General features: G+C 52.6%; 18 protein-coding genes. 10 read left to right on the plus strand and 8 right to left on the minus strand.

The features are described 5' to 3' along the window. The first annotated feature begins 4 nt into the window (after positions 1–4). A complete protein-coding gene (gene recO / locus HBA93_RS03010) occupies positions 5–730 on the plus strand; it encodes a DNA repair protein RecO (RefSeq protein ID WP_075654596.1) in 726 nt (241 codons plus the stop codon). Here recO and HBA93_RS03015 read toward each other — a convergent pair whose 3' ends face one another. Beyond that, positions 731–1,963 carry an MFS transporter gene (locus HBA93_RS03015; protein WP_221722293.1) on the minus strand — a complete coding sequence of 411 codons (1,233 nt, stop codon included), beginning with the start codon at positions 1,961–1,963 and terminating at the stop codon, positions 731–733. Between the two features lie 366 nt (positions 1,964–2,329). Here HBA93_RS03015 and nadA point away from each other — a divergent pair, with 366 nt between their 5' ends. The 6 genes from nadA to panB are packed head-to-tail and all read left to right on the plus strand — an operon-like array spanning position 2,330 to position 7,971. Then, positions 2,330–3,406: a quinolinate synthase NadA gene (gene nadA / locus HBA93_RS03020; protein ID WP_221722294.1), complete on the plus strand. Its 1,077-nt coding sequence runs from the start codon at positions 2,330–2,332 to the stop codon at positions 3,404–3,406. 10 nt (positions 3,407–3,416) lie between these two features. Continuing rightward, the gene (locus HBA93_RS03025) at positions 3,417–4,982 is read left to right on the plus strand and encodes an L-aspartate oxidase (protein WP_221722295.1); all 1,566 of its coding nucleotides are present in this window, start codon (positions 3,417–3,419) and stop codon (positions 4,980–4,982) included. Beyond that, entirely contained in the window at positions 4,982–5,845 is an 864-nt protein-coding gene (gene nadC, locus HBA93_RS03030) for a carboxylating nicotinate-nucleotide diphosphorylase (RefSeq protein ID WP_221722296.1), read from the plus strand. Before HBA93_RS03025 ends, nadC begins: the two co-directional genes overlap by 1 nt. A 37-nt stretch (positions 5,846–5,882) precedes the next feature. Next, on the plus strand, positions 5,883–6,740 hold the full coding sequence (gene panC, locus HBA93_RS03035) for a pantoate--beta-alanine ligase (protein WP_221722297.1): 858 nt from the start codon (positions 5,883–5,885) through the stop codon (positions 6,738–6,740). Between the two features lie 17 nt (positions 6,741–6,757). After that, the gene (locus HBA93_RS03040; RefSeq protein WP_221722298.1) at positions 6,758–7,165 is read left to right on the plus strand and encodes an ASCH domain-containing protein; all 408 of its coding nucleotides are present in this window, start codon (positions 6,758–6,760) and stop codon (positions 7,163–7,165) included. Then, positions 7,162–7,971, plus strand: a complete 810-nt coding sequence (gene panB / locus HBA93_RS03045; protein ID WP_221722299.1) for a 3-methyl-2-oxobutanoate hydroxymethyltransferase — start codon at positions 7,162–7,164, stop codon at positions 7,969–7,971. Before HBA93_RS03040 ends, panB begins: the two co-directional genes overlap by 4 nt. On the opposite strand, the gene HBA93_RS03050 is transcribed toward panB, so the two are convergent. From HBA93_RS03050 to ygfZ, 3 genes are read right to left on the minus strand one after another with little or no spacing between them, the layout of a single operon-like run. After that, entirely contained in the window at positions 7,962–8,966 is a 1,005-nt protein-coding gene (locus tag HBA93_RS03050) for an NUDIX hydrolase (RefSeq protein ID WP_221722300.1), read from the minus strand. The two genes, panB and HBA93_RS03050, sit on opposite strands and share 10 nt — an antisense overlap. Continuing rightward, on the minus strand, positions 8,959–9,579 hold the full coding sequence (locus HBA93_RS03055) for a YfbR-like 5'-deoxynucleotidase (RefSeq protein ID WP_221722301.1): 621 nt from the start codon (positions 9,577–9,579) through the stop codon (positions 8,959–8,961). Before HBA93_RS03055 ends, HBA93_RS03050 begins: the two co-directional genes overlap by 8 nt. Then, positions 9,579–10,469, minus strand: a complete 891-nt coding sequence (gene ygfZ / locus HBA93_RS03060) for a CAF17-like 4Fe-4S cluster assembly/insertion protein YgfZ (RefSeq protein ID WP_502910025.1) — start codon at positions 10,467–10,469, stop codon at positions 9,579–9,581. Before ygfZ ends, HBA93_RS03055 begins: the two co-directional genes overlap by 1 nt. A 153-nt stretch (positions 10,470–10,622) precedes the next feature. Between ygfZ and HBA93_RS03065 the strand changes: the two genes are divergently transcribed. Together HBA93_RS03065 and HBA93_RS03070 are read left to right on the plus strand one after the other, a co-directional pair. Continuing rightward, positions 10,623–11,957 (plus strand): dihydroorotase, encoded by a 1,335-nt coding sequence (locus tag HBA93_RS03065; RefSeq protein WP_221722302.1) that lies wholly within the window; start codon positions 10,623–10,625, stop codon positions 11,955–11,957. 175 nt (positions 11,958–12,132) lie between these two features. Beyond that, positions 12,133–13,113 carry a phosphatase PAP2 family protein gene (locus HBA93_RS03070; protein ID WP_221722303.1) on the plus strand — a complete coding sequence of 327 codons (981 nt, stop codon included), beginning with the start codon at positions 12,133–12,135 and terminating at the stop codon, positions 13,111–13,113. On the opposite strand, the gene HBA93_RS03075 is transcribed toward HBA93_RS03070, so the two are convergent. The 4 genes from HBA93_RS03075 to HBA93_RS03090 form a co-directional block, all read right to left on the minus strand. Beyond that, positions 13,070–13,876: a hypothetical protein gene (locus HBA93_RS03075; RefSeq protein WP_286201720.1), complete on the minus strand. Its 807-nt coding sequence runs from the start codon at positions 13,874–13,876 to the stop codon at positions 13,070–13,072. The two genes, HBA93_RS03070 and HBA93_RS03075, sit on opposite strands and share 44 nt — an antisense overlap. A gap of 92 nt (positions 13,877–13,968) precedes the next feature. Then, on the minus strand, positions 13,969–14,226 hold the full coding sequence (locus tag HBA93_RS03080) for a hypothetical protein (protein ID WP_022712213.1): 258 nt from the start codon (positions 14,224–14,226) through the stop codon (positions 13,969–13,971). 231 nt (positions 14,227–14,457) lie between these two features. Beyond that, on the minus strand, positions 14,458–14,844 hold the full coding sequence (locus HBA93_RS03085) for a TIGR02301 family protein (protein WP_121992859.1): 387 nt from the start codon (positions 14,842–14,844) through the stop codon (positions 14,458–14,460). Between the two features lie 57 nt (positions 14,845–14,901). Continuing rightward, positions 14,902–15,381 carry an NUDIX hydrolase gene (locus HBA93_RS03090; protein WP_286201721.1) on the minus strand — a complete coding sequence of 160 codons (480 nt, stop codon included), beginning with the start codon at positions 15,379–15,381 and terminating at the stop codon, positions 14,902–14,904. A 37-nt stretch (positions 15,382–15,418) separates the two neighbouring features. On the opposite strand from HBA93_RS03090, the gene HBA93_RS03095 reads away from it, so the two are divergent. After that, a complete protein-coding gene (locus tag HBA93_RS03095) occupies positions 15,419–16,216 on the plus strand; it encodes an SOS response-associated peptidase (protein WP_221722430.1) in 798 nt (265 codons plus the stop codon). The last annotated feature ends 12 nt before the right edge of the window (positions 16,217–16,228 follow it).

Raw genomic sequence — 16,228 nt, forward strand, 5'->3', positions numbered from 1 at the left:
GATTATGGAGTGGCGCGACGAGGGCATCATTCTCGGCACAAGACGGCATGGCGAGAGCAGTGCCATTGTGGAGGTGATGACCCGTGCCCATGGCCGCCATATGGGTGTGGTGCGCGGCGGCCGCTCCAAGCGTATGCAGCCGATGTTGCAGGTCGGTAATCATGTTTCGCTACATTGGTGGGCGCGGCTCGATGAGCATCTGGGTTCTTATCAGATTGAACCTTTGAGTTTTTCCGCAGCGCGGCTGATTGATTTGCCGGTGGCGCTGTTCGCTATTCAGCTGGCCGCAGCGCATTTGCGTTTGCTGCCGGAGCGTGACCCGCACGAAAATCTCTATGAGACATTGCAGCTCTTGCTGGAGCATTGTGACACGCCGGTAGCTGCCGGTGAGCTGTTGCTGCGTTTTGAACTGATGTTGCTGGAAGAGCTGGGCTTCGGCCTTGATCTAAAAAGCTGTGCCGCAACCGGCGGCACAACTGATCTGATTTATGTCTCGCCGAAAAGCGGACGAGCCGTCTCCCGCGATGCCGGTGCGCCTTGGGCAGACCGGTTGCTGGCGATGCCGGAATTTGTTTGTAATTCGCGGGTACGGGCAGAGACTGTGCCGGATATTTGTACAGCGTTTAAACTGACCGGCTTTTTCTTCACCCGCCATGTGTGGGAGCCGCGCGGTCAGCAACAGCCGGAGTCGCGCTCCGGCTTTATTTCTGCTTTAAATCGGGCAGCTTAATCAGGCTGCCGCGAGTACAGGACGCTGTACTGCTGTTTCACGGATCGGCAGATGGATAAGCGCCGCAAACAATCCGAGAATAATGCTCAACCACCACACCGCATCATAGCTGTTGTAAATCTGGTAGAGCGTGCCGCCGAGCCAGACACCGATGAATGAGCCGATCTGGTGGGAGAAGAACACCATGCCGCCCAGCAGGCCGAGATGGCGTGTGCCGAACATGGTGGCGACAAGACCATTGGTCGGCGGTACGGTCGAGAGCCAGAGCAGCCCCATAACGCCTGAGAAGATCAGCACACTGGTGCCGGACTGCGGCAGCAGAATAAAACCGGCGACGAGTATCGAGCGCAGCAGATAGATCAGCGCCAGCATTTTCGGCTTGGAATGAGTCTGGCCGAGGAAACCTGCGCCAAGCGAACCGATAATGTTGAAAAAGCCAATCAGTGCCAATCCCCAGACAGCATAATGTTTATCCACGCCGATATCGGAAATATAGGCCGGAAAATGCGTGGTAATGAAAGCCACCTGAAAGCCGCAGACAAAGAAACCGGCTGTCAGAAACAGATAGCTTTTGTGGCTCAATGCTTCTTTGAGCGCCTCGGCAACAGTTTGCTTGGCACTCGTGTCCGGCATCCGTGCATTAGAGGCATTACCGCGCAGCGGGATGGCAAGCAATGGCACCAGCAGCATAGCAACACCCAGCCAAACCAATGCATCCGACCAGCCAAAACGCTCAATCAGACCCAGTGAAATTGGTGCGAAAGCGAACATACCGGCAGAACCGGCAGCAGTGCCCAGACCAAAGACCAGACTGCGCTGCTGTGCGCTGACGTGACGGGCAAAGGCCGAGAGAATAATCCCGTAAGAGCCGGCGGCAACACCAAGGCCAACCAGCACGCCGCCACCGATATGCAGGGCAATCGGGGCATCCGCATGTGCCATCAACAGCAGGCCGGAAGCATAAAAAATGCCGGACATCAGCAAGACGCGCCATGAACCGTATTTATCGGCAATCATACCGAAGATCGGCTGACCGGCACCCCAGAACAGGTTCTGCAATGCCATAGCCAGACCATAGGTGCTGCGATCCCAGCCCTTGTCCCCGATGATCGGCAGCTGGAAAAAACCCATGGCCGAGCGCGGGCCAAAGGTCAGAAAGGTGATGAGACAACCGGCTATAATGATCAGCCAGGGCATGGAAGGGCTTCGATAGTCTTGGGAGGGAGTGGACATGCTGTGCGTTCTTTCAGCGGAGATGCTGGTAAATCTATTGTGTAATAGTGATTACATTATTTTTTTTACGCTTGAAAGAGGTTTGAGTGAGAATGCTTCATCCGCTTGGCTTGTTAATTGATTTTGCAGTGTTTTCAAAAGGTCGGGTACTTGGGTTTTGCACTGTCAGCATAAGTTGATGATTTATTTTACTCACTTTGAGCAAAATAATTCCTTGTCATGAAACTGTAATAAGCATAAAGATTCGCGCCACGGTTTAACCGCTTTTATTTTTCAAATCTTTATACTCATTCTGAGTATAAATGATCGGTGGCGGTTAAGGGGAAAAGGAGAGGGCAGCTTTAGTGCTGCTTTATGAGGCAGATTATGACCACAGCCACCACAAAAGAGAACCTGAGTAAAGGTGAAATCCGCAGCGCGGCAGAACGTTTTGGCGTTTTGGAAATGCCGTCTCTGGACTATACACCGGAGATCGCTGCAGAAACCGAGCATCTCTATCAGCGCGTGGCGCATCATATTCCGCGCATCGAGTGGCCTGCCTATGCGCCTTATGTAGCGGCGATCAACCGCATCAAAAAACAGCGCAACGCCGTTATCCTTGCCCATAATTATCAGACACCGGAAATCTTCCATTGTGTGGCGGATATTGTCGGCGACAGCTTGCAGCTGGCGCGTGAAGCTGCCCGTGTTGATGCCGATATTATCGTGCAATGCGGCGTGCACTTTATGGCGGAAACTTCAAAACTGCTCAGCCCGGAAAAGACCGTGCTGATACCGGATATGAAGGCAGGTTGTTCGCTGGCGGAATCCATCACCGGTGCGGACGTGCGTCTGCTGCGCGAGACCTATCCGGGCGTGCCGATTGTCACTTATGTCAACACTTCTGCTGATGTGAAGGCCGAGAGCGATATTTGCTGTACTTCTGCCAATGCCGTGCAGGTGGTGGAGAGCTTCGGCGTTGATCGTGTGCTGTGCATTCCTGATGAGTTTCTGGCGCAGAATGTGGCGGCGCAGACTTCCGTGAAAGTGCTGACATGGAAGGGGCGCTGCGAAGTGCATGAACGCTTTACAGCGGATGAGTTACTGGCGTACCGCGCCGCCGATCCGTCGGTGCAGATTGTTGCCCATCCGGAGTGCCCGCCGGAAGTGGTGGCTGTGGCTGATTTTGCTGGTTCCACTAAAGGCATGATTGACTATGTGCGCGACAATCGTCCGGCCAAGGTGATGCTGGTGACCGAATGCTCGATGGCTTCCAATATTGCTGCGGAAGTACCGGAAGTGGAATTCGTCAAACCGTGCAATCTCTGCCCGCATATGAAGCGCATTACTCTGCCGAAAATTCTCGACACGCTGGTGAATATGAGCGGTGAGGTTTTTGTCGACGCAACAATGGCTGTCAAAGCGCGGCAGGCTGTTGAACGTATGATCAATCTGAAAAACTGACGGCGTGACGATGAGCACGAAACCCAATCAGATTATACCCAATCAGATTATAATTGTCGGCGGCGGGCTGGCAGGGCTGTTTTGCGCCCTGCAGCTCAATCCTTTGCCAGTCACGGTGATAGCGGCTGCTCCTATCGGGCAGGGCGCATCTTCCGCATGGGCGCAGGCCGGTATTGCTGCGGCTGTGTCATCCGATGATACGGTGGAAAGCCATGTAACCGATACGCTGATCGCCGGTGACGGTATTGTGGATGAGGATGTTATCCGCATGATGGCCTCTTCGGCCTCAGATCGTGTGCATGATCTTCTCGAACTCGGCGTGCCGTTTGACCGCGATCTGGCAGGTCATTTGCAGGTTTCGCGTGAGGCCGCGCACAGCCATAACCGTATCGTGCGTGTGCGTGGCGATATGGCTGGCCGTGCAATCATGCAGGCACTGGTTGCCAAAGTGCGGGAAACACCATCCATTACGCTGATCGAAAATGCTTCGGCCTATCAGCTGATTTCTGATGCAGCTGGTATCAGCGGCATTACTATCCGCCGTACAGATGGATCGGATCAGATTTTGCCTGCCCGTCAGGTGGTGATTGCCAGCGGCGGTATCGGCCATCTCTATCAGGTGACCACCAATCCGGCTGAGGCCAGCGGTTCCGGTATCGGCATGGCGGCACAGGCCGGTGCGCTTTTGGCGGATATGGAATTTGTGCAATTTCACCCGACAGCGCTGGATGTGAAGGCCGATCCGGCACCTTTGGCAACAGAGGCTCTGCGTGGACACGGCGCGCATCTCGTCAATAAAGCCGGTGAACGCTTTATGCTGCGTCACGACAGGTCAGCAGAAATGGCGCCGCGCGATGTGGTCGCACGCGGTATTTATGAAGAGGTGATGAGCGGTCGCGGTGCTTATCTCGATTGTACCAAGGCAATCGGAGAGAGTTTTGCGCAGGAATTCCCGACCGTTTATGCCTATTGTCAGGCGGTCGGTATCGATCCGGCACGTGATCTCATCCCCGTTGTGCCTGCCGCGCATTATTTTATGGGCGGTATCCTCACTGATATGGATGGCCGCACAACGGTTAAAGGTCTGTGGGCTTGCGGCGAGGCTGCCTCCACCGGCGCACATGGGGCCAATCGCTTGGCGTCTAATTCTCTGCTTGAAGCGGTGGTGTTTGGCGCACGGGTAGCTGAGGCGATCAGGCAATTGCCGCAGGAAGAATGTGCGTCTCAATCTGTCGTGCAGGTTTTGCCAGCTGCGAATAAACAGGATTGCACTGAGGCCATGCAGCAATTGCGGGCGGTGATGAGCCGCAGTTTCGGCGTTATCCGCAGGCAGGATCAGATGTTGCAGGGGCTGCAACAAATCCGGCAACTGGCACAGGATAATCATGATCCGCTATTCGCCAATTGCTTGGTGACTGCCGAAGTCCTGGCCGTATCGGCTTTGGCTCGCAAGGAAAGCCGTGGTGGCCATTATCGCAGCGACTATCCTGAGAGCTCGGTCATCTGGCAACATCGCTCAATGATGACTTTGCAAGACGCCCAAGAGACCTATCAAAAACTAGCGGAAACTGCCTGATGAAAACTGCTTATCCTTCTGTTCTGCCGCGCCCGCTGGTTGAAGAGGCTGTGCGCCATGCGCTGCTCGAAGATCTGGGACGTGCCGGAGATATTACCAGTCATGCCACGATTGCCCCTGAGAAACAGGCAACAGCGATATTGACCAGCCGTGAGGACGGTGTACTTGCCGGTCTGGATTTTGTGCGTGCCGCTTTCGCACAGATTGATCCGTCTTTGGAGGTTTCGGTCGCTGTCACAGATGCAACCCGCATCAAAGCCGGACAAGAAATTGCCCGTATCAGCGGCAATGCCCGATCCATTTTGTCGGCTGAACGTGTGGCGCTCAATTATCTGATGGTTCTGTCCGGCATTGCGACTTACACGGCACGTTTCGCGGACAAGATTGCGCATACGCAGGCGAAAATTTGCGATACGCGCAAAACCATGCCCGGCATGCGCTCATTCGCAAAATATGCGGTGCGATGCGGTGGTGGTGCTAATCACCGTTTCGGCCTCGACGATGCAGTGTTGATTAAGGACAACCATATTGCCGTTGCAGGCGGGGTTAAACAGGCGATTGAAGCCGCCCGCAGCTTTGTCGGACATCTGGTGAAGATCGAAGTTGAAGTCGATACGCTGGAACAGATGGAGGAAGCGCTGTCTGTGCAGGCCGATGTGATTCTTCTTGATAATATGCTGCCGAAAACCCTTGTTAAGGCTGTAGAAATTAATGCCGGACGCGCAAAACTTGAGGCGTCGGGCAATATTAATTTTGACACCGTAAAAGCCGTTGCCGAGACAGGCGTTGATTATATTTCAACATCAAAAATCACAATGTCTGCACCAACCTTGGATGTTGGTCTGGATATTGTTGTTGAATGATGAGACAGAGCCGTTACGACTATCGGGAAATGAGCATATGCAGCTGATACGCACGATTTCAAATTTACGGACGGCTCTCAAGGCTGAGCGGAGCCGTGGCAAGAGCATCGGCTTTGTGCCGACGATGGGCTATCTGCATATCGGCCATCTCACCTTGGTTAAAAACAGTCAGCAGCATTGCGATGTGTCTGTGGTATCAATTTTCGTCAATCCCACGCAATTCGCGCCTAATGAAGATCTGGCGCAATATCCGCGTGATCTGCCCCGTGATCTGACACTGCTGGAAGAGCGAGGCTGTGATTATGTTTTCGCGCCTGATGTGAATGAGATGTATCCGGACGGCAGCGGTAAAACATCGACCTATGTTGACGCTGGAGAGCTTTCTACCATTCTGATGGGAGCATTGCGCCCGCATCATTTCCGTGGTGTGGCAACAGTCGTCAGCAAGCTGTTTAATATTGTGCAGCCGGATAAGGCCTTTTTCGGTGAGAAAGATTATCAGCAACTGGCAGTTATTAAACGTATGGTGGCTGATCTCAATCAGCCGGTGGATGTTGTGGGTGTGCCAACCGTACGTGAAGCAGATGGTCTAGCCTGTTCATCGCGCAACAGTCTTTTGAGTGCGGAAGACCGTGCTGCCGCTGTTATCCTGCCGCAGGCGATGCAATTGGCTCAAGCCTTGGTGGATCAGGGCGAGCGTTCAGTTGCGGCATTGCGCCAAGCTGTTGTTGATAAATTGCAGCACGAACCGCGCGGTGAGATTGAGGCCGTGGATATCCGCGATGCAGAAACACTGGCTGAAACAGCGGAGCAGCTCACCGCACCGGCAGTATTGCTGCTGACTGTGCGTTTTGGCAAAACCCGTCTGATCGACCAGCATGTGCTGCGTTTTTAAAACTTAGCGAGAGTGCCTTGAAAATCAAAGCTCTGTCTGTGGTTACACCTTCCGGAACTCTCATTGCGCGTGGCGAGAAAACACTGGAAGTCCGTCGCTGGTATCCGGATATCACACCGGATGAGGATCTGCTGATTATCGAAAACCGGCATTATCTTCGTCAGGACGGTGAAGAAGATTCGGATGGGCATGCTGTTGCTTTAGTGCGAGTGAAGGCTGTGCGGGCATTTGAACGAACGGACATCGCTGCGGCTTGCGCTTCTTACTATGAGGATGGTTGGTTGGCGTGGGAGCTGACAGATATACGTCCGATATCGTGCGATCAGAAGGTAGTCGCCGCCAGAGGTATTTATCAGGTTGAGTTGGGCGATGTGTTGTTGACGTCCGGCACGCTTGAGCAGGAAGATCAAGGGAGAGAGCCATGAGTGTTCAGAAACAAATCCGCCGTATCACGGTGCCGGAAATCCGTGCCCGCAAGGGCGGTGTGCCACTGGTATCCCTCACGGCTTATCATGCCCATACAGCTGCCATTGTCGATCGTTATGCGGATTTTATGCTGGTTGGCGACAGTGTCGGCATGGTGATGCATGGCATGGAATCGACCATCGGTGTGTCTCTGGAAATGATGATTATGCACGGACAGGCGGTCATGCGCGGCTCATCCCGTGCGCTGGTTGTGGTGGATATGCCGTTCGGCTCCTATGAGGAAAGTCCGCAGATCGCTTTTCGCAATGCGGCGCGGATCATGGCGGAAACCGGTTGCGGTGCGGTTAAGCTCGAGGGCGGCGTACAAATGGCTGAGACGATCAGCTTTTTGACCAAACGCGGCATTCCGGTGCTGGCACATATCGGTCTGACCCCGCAGGCTGTGCATGTGATGGGCGGCTATAAAGTGCAGGGGCGCGATCAGGCGCTTTGGGATCTGATTAAGCAGGATGCGCAAGCCGTTGCCGATGCTGGTGCTTTTGGCATTGTACTGGAAGGCATTGTCGAGCCGCTGGCGCGTGAGATTACGGCGCAGGTTGCGGTGCCGACTATTGGGATCGGCGCATCAGCGGAGTGTGACGGGCAAATTCTGGTGCTGGAAGATATGCTCGGCCTGAATGACAAGCCTGCCAAATTTGTCCGTCAATATGGTGCTATTGGTGCAGCCATTGACGAGGCGGTGAAAGCCTATGCAGAAGATGTGAAAAGCCGCAGCTTTCCTGATGAGCGGCATATCTACCGCTGAGACAGCGTTACTTTTAAGCCAGGTGCAGGGCGCTCCTCCAGAACCGCACGGCGGAAACGGTAGAGCGCAGCCGGTCTTCCGCGTTGCTGGCTGAGGCTGGCACCGGTCGGCTCTACCAATTCAGCATTTTCCACTAGGCGGCGGAAATTTTGCTTATGCAGATGACGGCCGGAGATCGCCTCAACAGTTTCCTGCAAGGCGGTGAGGGTGAAACAATCGGGCATCAGCTCAAAGATTACCGGACGGTATTTCAGTTTGGCACGCAGGCGGGCAATTGCGGTTGCGAGAATGCGGCGATGGTCAAACACCATGGCTTTGCCGGTATGGCGTTGCAATTCATCCAGCTGTGCATTTGCGCTGACTGTGCCGTCTATGGTTGCTTCCCGCACCAGACCTGCTTCATAAAGCAGCTCGTAGCGCTCGAGTACGCGCTCCTCATCCCATTGAATACCATCGGTGCCGAAGGCAAGGCGCAGACGTGTCAGGCGTGGTAGCTGATGCAGATCATAGGCCGGATGGCTGCGCTTGTCGCTCTGCGCCCAGTCACGTAAGGCGGGGATAATAAGCTGATCGATGAGTGGCGGCTTGCCGCTGCGCCAGTCTTCCCAAGGCAGAAAATCATACCAATATTGCCAGTCATTTTCCGGCTGTTCACCGCTTTGGCGGGTCAGCGCCAGATAGCCGACAGAAATCACATGGGTATCATCGGTGGGCGTTGAAGACTTGGCACGACCACGGTCGCCGAATGTATAGAGCTGTTCCACATAGCCGAGGCGCAAAGCGGTCTGCGCTTCCACCCATAGCCGCAAACCCATTTCCAGTGTGCGGTGTTTCAGCGGGTCAAACCGCCCGTAAGGCAGCGAAAGCGCGCCGGAAACCTCATGAGCTACGGGCATTTCATGGTCATCTGAACAGAGAATAACCGGACGGTTATTGCTGATTGTAACAACTGCAGCACTCAAACCCACCTCAACGACAGCGGAAACATCATCCATGAATTTGTGTCTCCAATGTGTTGAATCGGTTGATAAAAGCCTGTTCTACTTCGGCGGTCGGTCGTGGTGATAAATCAAAGTGACCGGCATAGAAACCACGCGGACGACCAAAAAACTCTGCGGCCTCTGCCGTGCTGAAACCGGCCAGTTCTGTTGCTTCAAAATAAGCGGAAACAATGTCGGCTTTCTTAATCGCTTTTTTTAAAACTACAGGCACGGTTGCTGGTAAGGAAAAGCGCAGATGAATGGCAGTTTCCAGTCGTGCTTCAATCTGTTTATAGGCACCGCCCATCACCGCCTTGAAGGGCGAGATCATATCGCCGATCACATATTCCGGCGCGTCATGCAGTAAGGCCAGCAGCTGATGCTGCAAGGGAGCATCCGGATTTTGCTCACGGAAAATCTGTTCCACCAGCAGCGAATGCTGCGCCACGGAATAGGCATGATCACCACGGGTCTGGCCGTTCCAGCGGGCAACGCGTGCCAGCCCGTGGGCAATATCACTGATTTCAATATCCAGCGGCGAAGGATCAAGCAAATCCAGCCTGCGGCCGGACAACATACGTTGCCATGCCCGAACCGGTTTTGTTTTGGAACCGCCGGATACTGCCATTAGTCTGCTGCTCCTTCAGGAAATGTGAATTTAGCATAGGCAGGGATTGTCAGGCTGACCTCCGTTTCACCGGCGAGCAGCGGAATATTTTTATCCATTGCGTCTTTCACGCGGTCGATGCGAACCAGAGCGAGTGCATTGTTGCCGTTGACACTACGCAAGGTTCCGACTTCTTTGCCGCCAGCAGTAATGGGCGTGTCGGAAGCGGGCAGATTGGCCTGCGCCGTCACCTGCAAAATCCGGCGCCGTGCAGTGCCGCGATGCTGCATACGCGACACAACTTCCTGTCCGACGAAACAACCCTTCTTGAATGACACGCCGCTAAATTGCTCGAAATTAATATCATGCGGGAAAACATCATTCATGATGAAATCCGCACCGCCTTCGGCAATGCCATAGTGAATACGTAGAGCTGCCCATGCATCGCGCTCAAGCTGTGTTGCAGGGGAGGTGTTGCCGCTTTCAGCATAAAGACGCAGGACTTGTGCTTCTTCCGGGAAGCGCTCATCGCGCACGGCCTGATAATTCTCGCCGGCAATTGAATCACTTTCTGAACTGCCTGAATCAGTTTTCCAGCTAATTCTGATAATTGATTCATTTAAAACAATAATTTCAGCTTTGGCACGCAGGCGATAGAGCACGAGGCGCTTGGAGAAAACCTCTGATCCTTCTTTCGCAAGATCAATGCGGAAGCCGTCTTCAATGCGCGAGATCAAAAAATCGAACTGGATTTTACCCTGCGGGCTAAGCAGTGCCGATGCACGCAAGATGCCGTTTTCGAGGGAACTCAGATCAGCTGTGAAAATGGATTGCAGAAAAGCTTCCGCATCGGGACCGCGCACAAGGATTTGTGTACGGTCATCGAGATTTCCGGTTGATCCGGTAAACAGAGTTAAAGGTTCTGTCGTTGTCATATCAACTTTCCGGTTTATAAAGCAGTGCAGATGCAATTATCTTGATATTCATCGCTTTGTTACGTAAGCCGCATTGCGAGTAATCGCAAGTCAGGAACAGCGAGTTATCGCAAGACAGGAGAGCCGTGAATGACCACAACATTCGATACGATTTTCAAAGGCGCAACGGTAGTCAATCATGACGGTAGTGCCGTCCGTGATATCGGTGTTAAAAACGGTCGCATTATTGCTATCGGCTCCCTGTCAGAGAATGCCGCAGGCGAGGTTATCAACTGCACCGGCCTGCATATTCTGCCAGGTGTTGTGGACAGTCAGGTGCATTTCCGCGAGCCGGGTCTGGAGCATAAAGAAGATTTGCAGACCGGTTCGCTTGCAGCTGTACTTGGCGGCGTGACCTCTGTTTTCGAAATGCCGAATACCAAGCCGCTGACAACTTCGCCGGAAGCGCTGGCTGATAAAGTCAAGCGCGGCACACATCGCATGCATTGCGACTTCGCTTTCTGGGTTGGCGGTACACGCGACAATGCCAAAGATGTAGCAGAATTGGAGCGCCTGCCGGGTGCTGCGGGTATCAAAGTGTTCATGGGCTCTTCAACCGGTGACCTGCTGGTGGAAGATGACGAAGGCGTGGCGTCTATTCTCCGTAATACGCGCCGTCGTGCAGCCTTCCACTCGGAAGATGAATTCCGCCTGCGTGAGCGCGAAGGTCTGCGTGTTGAAAATGATCCGTCCAGCCATCCGGTCTGGCGCGATGAGATTGCAGCTCTGACCTGCACCCAGCGTCTGGTGCGCATTGCCCGCGAAACCGGCGCGCGCATCCATGTGCTGCATATTTCGACTGCGGAAGAAATTGAATTCCTGAAAGACTACAAAGATGTGGCAACCTGTGAGGCGACACCGCATCACCTGACACTGTCTTCGGAAGATTATAAGACACCCGGAAATCTCATTCAGATGAACCCGCCGGTACGTGATGCACGTCATCGTGATGGTATCTGGCATGGTATCGGACAGGGCGTTGTTGATGTGCTGGGCTCCGACCATGCACCACATACGCTGGAAGAAAAGCAGAAGCCTTATCCGGCATCACCATCCGGCATGACCGGTGTGCAGACGCTGGTGCCGATCATGCTCGATCATGTTAATGCCGGTCGTTTGTCGCTGGAACGCTTTGTTGATCTGTCGTCACATGGCCCGAACCGTATTTTCGGCATGTCCCGTAAAGGTCGTATTGCAGTCGGTTATGATGCGGATCTGACAATTGTTGATATGAAACGCAGCGTGACGATCACACACGAACAGGCTGGCTCGAAAGCTGGCTGGACACCATATCACGGCAAGACAGTCACCGGCTGGCCGGTTGGCACAATCGTACGAGGCCATAAAGTGATGTGGGAAGGCGAGATCGTTAATCCTGCACTCGGTGAGCCGGTTGAATTTGCCGAGGCTTTGCCGAGAGGGTAATACCCGGGGCTTTGCCGAGACATTAAGAGAAGCGGCTTTGCCGAGAGGAAAAATAAAGCTCGCTTTGCAGAAAATTATAAGAGACCGCATTATCCGATAATGCGGTCTTACGCATTTTAGAGTGCGCTTCTTTAGATTTACGACTGATCAATGAGTTTGTGTTTATTGATGCAGTATGAAAACACAATCATCTGTCCTGCATCATTATTTTCGGCCTGTAGAACTGGCTCTGCTGGCGATTACCCTTATTACACTGTTGGCAGATGCGCTGTTGATCCTGAGTTCAGGACAGAAGGTTTTTTATTTCGCTTACAGTGCGCAGCTTGTATTTGCTGCATTAATGTTCGGATTAAGTTTTATATATCGCAGAAATGGCCGCAGCGAACTGATCGGCGCAGTCACCATGTGTACCGGTCTGTTTGTGGTTTTTACAGCAGCCATGGGGTTGCTGAATTATTTGTTTTTGCCAAATTTACGCCCGTCACTGGACTTGTGGCTTGTCTCTCTGGATGCCAAACTCGGCTATAATTGGGTAGAGGCTGTAACATGGAGTGTCAGCCATCCGCTGATTAATGATATTCTCCGTTATGCATATACATCCAATCTCTACCAGATTGTTGTGCTGATAGTGCTTTTAGGCTTCAGCGGTCGTATCTATGCTTTGCACGGAATGATTATGACGCTGACACTGAGCGGCGCGTTCACCGTTCTGTTCTGGATATTATTTCCGTCTATCGGCCCCAGCGCGCTGTTTCCGTTGCCGGAGGCAGTTACATCCGTTTCACGGCAGATTGTGGGCACATCTTACGGGAATGAGCTGACTAATCTTTTGCAAAACGGCACGGAAGTTATTCTGCCGAATGATACGCGGGGGCTGATTTCATTTCCGTCTTTTCATACGGTAATGGCACTGGCGGGCATTTGGTATTCCCGTTCAGTTAAATGGCTGTTTCCGTTTTTCCTGCTTTTGAATTTAGCAGTGCTGCCGGCTGTTTTGGTTCATGGCGGACACCATCTTGTTGATATACCGGCAGGTATGGCTGTTTTTGTTCTGTGTGCATGGGCAACAGAGCGTTTTCAGCAACGCTTTGACAGGCAGGGAAAAACGATTGTTAGTCGCCGGCTACAAAAAACTTCCATGAGCCATCCGGCGTAATGCCGAGACGGTAGAAAATATAGGCGCCGACGCCCTTCATTTCCTCAAAATCACCGGCAGTCACAATCTGATACAGCTCAACCATCTGCCGGTCGTCCAGCTTGTCCAGCGGGTAGGCGAAGAAATATGGCCAGACATAAACTTCATTCGGTGTACCGGCATCGAGATGCGCATAGCCGGACTCAAGCAGGTCTACGAGAATGGCCAGCAGTTCCTGACCATTGCTGTCACCGGAAAGGCTTTTGAGAAATTCCAGTGGCGTGCCGTCATATTCACCGAGCGAAAGCATCGGGCTGGTTTCTCCACCGTCACCGAGCAGTGGCTTTAAAGCGTCAATCTTTCCGGCTTTGGCAATATCAAGAATTTTCTTGCGGGTATCCTGCACTGCTTGCGGAAGCTTGGAATAGTCATAGGAGACTTCCGGAATCTTGCCTTCCGGTGAAACATGCGGACGGGTAATATCGCGTTCCGGATTGCCGTTTTCAGAGGCAGCGCCGGATTCAGGTGCTTTATAGGTTTCAGTCGGAACCTGACGCAATGGTCCCGGCAAAGGCACCTGCGCCGGATTGACCTCTTCGCCGTCTTCACCGGCAGGTGTTTCGCTCAAAGCTAAAATCTGCGGTTTTCCGCTTAGTGTTCCGGCGGAGGCCGGTACTGAGACTGATGCGGCAATCATGGCCAGAGCCAGACCGGAGAGGAAAGACGTGCTCAGAAACTTGTCTGAACTGAGCTTGCTCAGCCAGTGGCGGGATGAAAGCAACATCAGAAACTCCGGAAGAGAAATATATATTCAAAATAAATGTTTACGGCATCCAGTAGCATAAATTATGGCGGATGCCGACTGTGCCCGGGAAATTACTGCAAAATACGGTTGGGCAGAAATTCACCGGCAATGATCTGCTCGCGCAATTTATCGAGCAGGCCAAGCGCCGCATCTTCGCCTGTGCTACGCAGAAGTTCGGTCAATGCATTGGCAAAAGCAGCCTCTGCGAGAATCTCGGGTTCAATGCCTTCTGAAATCCCGTCAGCCCAGGCTTCATGCTGATATTCGATCGCCGCCTGTTTTTTCTCATGGGCAATCAATTCATCGAGGTCTGTCGGAGCATGATTCATTAAAATATCACCTTGGCTTTATGCCGTTGGACACTGCATCGCAGAAGACGGACAGGACTTAGCTAAAGAAAGTGCTGTCATAGAGCCATTCAGAGCAGAAACGACTATCTGAAGACCGTTTCTTACACCATCAGCCGATGCATCACCATCAATAATTTAATCTCTTGTTAACAGATTGCGATGGTTTGTGAATGGCAGATTTCGCCTTTATTGCAATGAATGAAGTTTTGGTTAATTGCCGTAATGGGCAACCAGCCCTTCAGAGAGCTTTTCGCCCTGTAATTTAAACCGGTCGATTGCTTTCAGGGCCTGATCGGTGCACTGGCTGTAATTATCAGCATAGCTGCGGTAGTTGTTATTGAAAGCTGAGACCAGATTTTTACGTCGTGTTTCATCCGCTTTTTCAGCGGTAAGCAACTCATTCATCTGATCGCGCCAGAGACTGGTTTTGTCACCGCAAAGATTGCTCAAATAGTGGAGCGAACCGAGGGTGCCTGCCAGTTGGATCATCTGGCTTTCATAAGGCGGACCGCTGGTTTCCTGTGTTTGTGCCTGTGCAGAAATACCGGATGCAGAAAATCCTGTAACCAATAATGAGAAAACAAGAAATCTGGTCATACACATACTCCGCGACTTCACTATAAATTGTGCAGTAATCAGGCTGTTTCAAGGCGTTCAGCCTTCTTCCTGCAGAATACGGCGCGCAAAAGCCAAAGTGCTGACGGTAACAATATGCTGCACCATATCCTCAATTGTCAGCCAGTGCAGCGAAACGGCATCATCACCGGCCTGTTCCTGTCCGCTCAGATCATAAGCGCGAAAAATGCAAAGATTATAGACCTTGCCGTAAAGCCCTTCCTGAGACAGATCAATCGTATCAACCAGTCGCAGGCGGCTGCAGCGCAATCCGGTTTCTTCCGTGAGTTCACGCCGTGCGGCCTGTTCGGCATTTTCTCCGGCTTCTACCCCGCCACCCGGAAAGGCGAGCGAGCCTTTGAGCGGCTCCTTGCCGCGTTTCACCAGCAGGAAACGGTTCTCCTTACGGCAGATGATGGAAGCACCATGGGCGATGAGCGGCTGAGGGGAAATGTCCTGTGTCATAGAATGAGTGGTAAAAACCTGCCCGCTGATTTGCAAGCTTTGTTTGGCAGGCATCTTGACCTTTGTGATAAAACTCGCAACACCAAACATTATGTGTGGACGTTTTGCATTACTGGCAGCGATTGATGAGGTGGAGGCGCATTTCGGCGTGATTGTCGATGAAGCCTTTCCGCCGCGCTATAATATTTCACCGACACAACCGATCATGATTGTGATGGCCGGAGAAACACCGGTACCCGGCAGCAACAGGCCGGATCGTATCGCAATGCTGGTGCGCTGGGGATTTGTGCCGTCATGGACAAAAGACCCGCTGAACTTTCCGCTGATGATTAATGCCCGCTCTGAGACAGCGCATGAAAAGCCGTCTTTTCGTACAGCTATGGAACATCGTCGTAGTTTGCTGCCGGTAACGGGGTTCTATGAATGGCGTAAACTCGGTGACGGCAGAAAACAAGCCTATTGGATACGCCCGCGCCATGGCGGAACCATTGCATTTGGCGCTCTGATGGAAACATGGGTGAGTGGCGATGGTTCGCAGATGGATACGGCAGCCATACTGACGACGGCTTCCAATAATGCATTATCGTATATTCATGACCGCCTGCCGCTGGTGATACAGCCTGAGGATTATCTGGAATGGCTGGATTGCAAGCGCAACCGCGCCAAAGATGTGCAGCATTTGCTCCGGCCTGTACAGGATGATTTTTTTGAAGCGATTCCCGTATCGGATAAGATCAATAATGCCCGTTACTTCGGTACAGACGTACATGAGCCGGTAGAAGAACTGACAGTTTCTCAGGAACCAATCGTCAAAAAGCCGGCTAAACCTAAAAAGTCTGCTGTAAAAAAGAAAACAGATGACAATGACGATCAGTTCAGTATGTTTTGATTAATTCTTTCA

Origin of the sequence: Ochrobactrum sp. SFR4, assembly GCF_019730395.1 — a bacterium.
In the GTDB taxonomy this organism is placed as follows: domain Bacteria; phylum Pseudomonadota; class Alphaproteobacteria; order Rhizobiales; family Rhizobiaceae; genus Pseudochrobactrum.